This window comes from Bradyrhizobium murdochi (genome assembly GCF_000472965.1).
Taxonomy (GTDB): Bacteria; Pseudomonadota; Alphaproteobacteria; order Rhizobiales; family Xanthobacteraceae; genus Bradyrhizobium; species Bradyrhizobium murdochi.
This window is the reverse complement of record NZ_AXAU01000064.1, coordinates 1-4849: the sequence shown is the minus strand read 5'-3', so window position 1 is coordinate 4849 and position 4849 is coordinate 1. Positions and strand designations below refer to the sequence as shown.

Below are 4849 nucleotides of genomic sequence, written 5' to 3'. Positions count from 1 at the left end.
GCCAACCTCCTAGGCCGCACCGCATAAGAAACAGGGCCGGAAAGGAAGATCCAAGGTCGGATTAGAAGGCACAACAACCCGCCGAGGTTTGCGAGACGGAAAGGACGAATGGAGAAACGGTTCCACCGACACTTCTGAAGCCTGGTTCGACTCCATGGCCCTTCTTGAGGCCGGCGAGTTATTGAGGACAGAAGTGGGCGGATATCCATGATGGCTCGGGGCAACAGCCCCAAATTGAAGCCGGATAGATTGGCGCAAACCCCTTCATCCGTTTGTCGATTCCTCTTGCAACGCGGGCGTGGTCCATAGATCGGCGTCAAAGCCTCGATCGTCACCACCAATACCCGCGCCCCGGGCGGCCAGTTCGTGCTGCACGCCAAAGCGCTGCCGGGCAATCCCTATGACGGCCACACGCTCGGCGACGTCATCGAAGCCACCGAGAAGCTCACCGGCTGCGGGATCGAACGCGCCTATGTCGATAAGGCTATCGCGGCCACACAACCGCCAACCCCCGACGCGTCTTCATCTCCGGCCAGAAGCGCGGGGTCTTCGGTTTGATCAAACGCGAGCTCCGCCGCCGATCCGCCATCGAGCCCGTGATCGGCCACATGAAAACCGACGGCCATCTCGGCCGCTGTCACCTCAAAGGCCGCGACGCTGATGCTGCCAACGTCGTCCTCTCCGCCGTCGGCCACAACCTCCGCCTCGTCCTCGCCTGGTTGAGGATGCTGTTGCACCTAATCCTGATCGCCCTCTGGCGCCGGCTCACCGTCCAAACCGCGATCAAACAGGCTTCTTAACGAACGACTGGATACACCTAGAGCAGTTCGCTGAATTGCGGTGGCAGGTTGCTTTCAATGTCGGCAGCGATGGCCCTGCCGAGCAGCGGTGGCTTGTACGACTTAAAAGATGAGCGCAGAGGATCGTTAGTACTTTGAACCCCAGCTTAATCTCGAGCGCGTCGTCCGCTGCGGCAATACGACGTTGAGCGTCTCGACGTCTTTCTCTCGCCCGGAAAAGTGATGGCGCTACGTTGCAGAAGTTTTCTCGACTTCCTTGATCGTAAGTGCCGGCCTTACTGCTCATAGGATTGATGAAGGACGGGCCCCGACAATGGTTACCAGCTCCTCGGACCCGGCCGGGCGACATCGTCCGCCGCTAGCCTCGGATCCACCGAAACCCACCACGGCTCAAGAACGCTGTGCCGCCGTTGAATGCTGATCGCGTATCAACACCGGCTCCTCAAGTATCAAAGATACTCCTCACCAAAGTAGGTAGTATCGCGATCCAAATGTAAATGGTGTACCAGAAGTTAGTAGCTCGCCGCGAGGCTATGACGCAGCTCATCACGATAGGACAATGTGCAGCAATGACCAACGTAGTTAATCCGTTATCGGCGTCGCGCTTCCTGCAAGAACGCGGCAAGGCTGCTGACCAAACGGCATCGAGCCCTTTATATTTGAGTTTTGGCGCGCCTTGATTGGCCGTCGTGCCTCCGTTAGCTCGTACTGGACGGACAGGTCGAAGTCCGGGAAATCGGCGACCCCAGCGCTCGCTTAGTTAATCGGCACGCTCTGCCAGCTGTCAAATGGTTGTGCCAATGGGCCGTCTTGTCTTTGTTCGCAAAATCCAAGGTTCTTACGATGGCAACTACAGAATCGACACCAAGCCAGCTGCAGGAGCGTGTGGCAAATGCGTTGCGCAGGCTCGAGGCCTTGGAATCCGCGTATGATACGATCACGGTGGGGCAGCTGGTTGCAATGCGCGCGCGAACGCACGGCGCAGCAACCGCGATTGACATCTTCGAGCGCGGTGAGCGCGCGACCTATTCCGAAATGGACCGCAGGTCCAACAGCTATGCGCATGCGCTCCGCGCGTTTGGAGTGCGCAAGGGTGACCGCGTTGGCGTGATGCTGCCCAATCGAATCGAATTTCCTATCCTGTGGTTCGCGATTGCAAAGCTCGGCGCGGTGATCGTCTCGATCCCCATGCTCTACACGCCGAGGGAGATCGAATACGTTCTGAGCGATACCCAGGCGAAATTCGCCATCGTCGACGAGTCCGTATGGTTAGTGTTTTCGGGCATGAACCTTTGGCCGAAGGACCTCGCCAAGGAGCGTGCGATTCTTATCGGACAGGCTGGCGAAGGGGCAGTTACCACTCTCGAGGCTCTGCTCAAAGGTGTCGACGACTCGCCGGTAGAAGAGGATGTCAGCGCAGACGACCTGCTGGACATTACATACACCTCGGGGACGACCGGATTCCCGAAAGGCTGTGCGTCGACGCACGACGGCTGGGGCGTGAGCTCATACGCACTTACCTCCTTCGACTATCAGCCGTACAAGAGGTATCTGTGTTGGTCACCCCTCTTCTATGGTTTTGGGAGGACGCAGATTCTGAGGTCGTATCGGCAAGGCGGCACGCTGTATGTGGCTCAGAAACTCAGTTCGACGCAATTCACGGATTGGGTCGAGAAATACCGCATCGAGTGGTGTTCATTGCCCCAGCACTTGGGGCGCCAACCCGAAGCCCATGCATTGAAGGGTCTGAAGCAAATTTTGCAGCACCTCGGCTGGAGTACTGAGGCGATACGTCAGTTCCGCGAGCGGTTCGGAGTGCGCGGCCACAATTATTATGGGATGACGGAGATCGGAACGGGAACGCAATTCTTGGGCGATATTCCGGAGCTGGAGGACGCCGGTTCGATCGGCCATCGCGCGCTGTTTCGGGAACTGCGGCTGGTCAACGAGGACGGCAGCCCTACGCCGGTGGGCGAGGTCGGGGAGCTGTGGGTAAAAGGTCGTGCCATCTTCAAGGGCTACTGGAACAGGCCGGAAGCGAATGCAGCTGCATTCGAAGGCGAATGGTTCAAGACGGGTGATCTTTTGCGTCGCGACGAACTCGGCTTTCACTGGTTCGTAGGACGTAAAAAGGACATGATCAAGCGCTCGGGCGATGAGAACATCTCTGCGCTCGAGGTCGAAACCGTCATTTGCGAGATTCCCGAGATCGCGGATGTGGCGGCGGTGCCTGTTCGCGATGACGAGCGCGGCGAGGAAGTCAAGATCTATGTGGAGTTGAAGGAGGGCGTCGAGGTAGCCGATCTGCCTGTAGAACGCATTCTCGAGCATGCTCGTGCGCGCCTTGCCGTTTTCAAAGTGCCGCGGTACATCGCCTTCACTCCGGCGCTTCCTAGAACCACCTCCAGCAATAAAGTGCTCAAACGCGAGCTGATGAGTGTTAGCGATCCGCTTGCCGGCGCTTACGACAGCGAGCAGAAGTGCTGGCGTTGAAGGCGCGCCGTTTCAGCTCAATTTGCGCATGCGTAGCAGCCAGTTCTATCATTCAAGCGACCCAACGGAGCGCCCATCACCACCGTCGGCGTTCCCGCCATCGATTAGAAATCAAATTTCGCGAATATCCAGAGATGACTGCCTGCGCCGATCTTCTCTATGGCCGTATGTCCGTCTGTGCCGATGAGGCAGCTCGTTCTACGCTGCGCGTCCACGAGGTGCTCGGGCGGTCCCATCACAGGAGGACGAGCCGTGGCGCATTATAGGGATGGTGTCGGGATTGACGTCGCGAAGCTGAGAAACGCCATCGCGATTGTGGAAACAGGCCGGGACGGAGAGATTCGCTTCTTCGGTGAAGTCGACGCGTCGTGATCAGAAGCGCAAGACTCTATTTCTGGGCTGTAACTGCTTCTGGACGAAAATTCAGTGACACGTCACTCCATATTCGCTGCGCTATCGCCGTTTCGCACAACATCATGGGCGTCGATCGCCTACCAGGCCGGTAGGCCATCAACAGCAGAGAGGCTGTCATCAATGATGAGGGAGTTCCGAACAGCTCGAGCGAAGTCGGACCTGCATTGCACCGTCTCCTTCAAAACACTGGTGCGGCTAGTCTTAGAATGACCTGCTATGCCGCGCCTCAAACCGGAATGGCAACACCAACGGATTGCGAATTACACGTAGCAGATTGCCTGGCTTTGCGCGCGGCCTATTCTCCAAATACATGATGGATGCGCGACGAAGGCTGCATGGCACAGCCGTTCGCAGAGTATGGTGATCGGTCTGATAACAAGTGACATTCTTCTCTCGCATTCCATCCAGAAGAGTAGATATGGGAACATCCGGTGCGGAGATAGTCGGAGGAAGCGTCTCGGCAATTCGCAAGGTATTTGCAAATTTCATTCCGGCCAAACGCAAGATGCCTCACTAACTATGATGGTGAGGAAATCGCCTGTTAAGATCAGGCTTGGAGCTGGAAGTGGTCCGGCCGCCCTGCACAGATGAATCATCGCCCGGTACGGGTTGATGACGGCACAAAAAGCGCTGCCTCCTAGAAACGGGTCGTAAAGCGAATTCCCAGTTCTCCACGCCTTGGGCCAACTATCCGGGAAATAACTTCGATGGCCTGCCGGGCAGCGGCGGCTATGAATGGGTAAACCAGTTCGCCTATACCGCTGAGTTCGGTCAGGGCATCTCGGCCTCCTTTTCGGCTGAGGATCAAGTCGCCCGTGGCACGACCAATATCTGGAACGTGAGCGGCGCGACTGCAGCGGGTCTCGCCACTGGTGCGTACGGTGCCAACGACATCGGCGGTTCGCGGGCTCCGGACCTCGTCGCGAGGCTCCGCGTTGACCAGGCTTGGGGNCTCTTNCAGGCATCGGTCGCGGCGCATGACAATCATGCTGCTTATTACGGTGCCACCGAACTCACGGGTCATCCCGGCGACAAGTGGGGCTGGGCTGGTCAACTGGCTTTGTCGATTAAGAACATCCCGACTGGCGCGGGTGACACAATCAACGTGACAGGCGTGTATACCAACGGTGCAAGCCGTTACA

The 4849-nt window shown here is 57.7% G+C and carries 1 protein-coding gene and 3 pseudogenes; all 4 read left to right on the top strand.

All coding sequences use genetic code 11. The features are described from left to right. Positions 1 to 315 precede the first annotated feature (315 nt). Positions 316 to 800 (top strand): annotated as a pseudogene (locus YUO_RS43385) (transposase); the annotation flags it as partial. 843 nt (positions 801 to 1643) lie between these two features. Continuing rightward, positions 1644 to 3293 carry a class I adenylate-forming enzyme family protein gene (locus YUO_RS0137545; protein ID WP_051379870.1) on the top strand — a complete coding sequence of 550 codons (1650 nt, stop codon included), beginning with the start codon at positions 1644 to 1646 and terminating at the stop codon, positions 3291 to 3293. 252 nt (positions 3294 to 3545) lie between these two features. Continuing rightward, positions 3546 to 3662, top strand: a pseudogene (locus YUO_RS48405) (IS110 family transposase); the annotation flags it as partial. Between the two features lie 709 nt (positions 3663 to 4371). Then, positions 4372 to 4849, top strand: a pseudogene (locus YUO_RS45825) (porin); the annotation flags it as partial.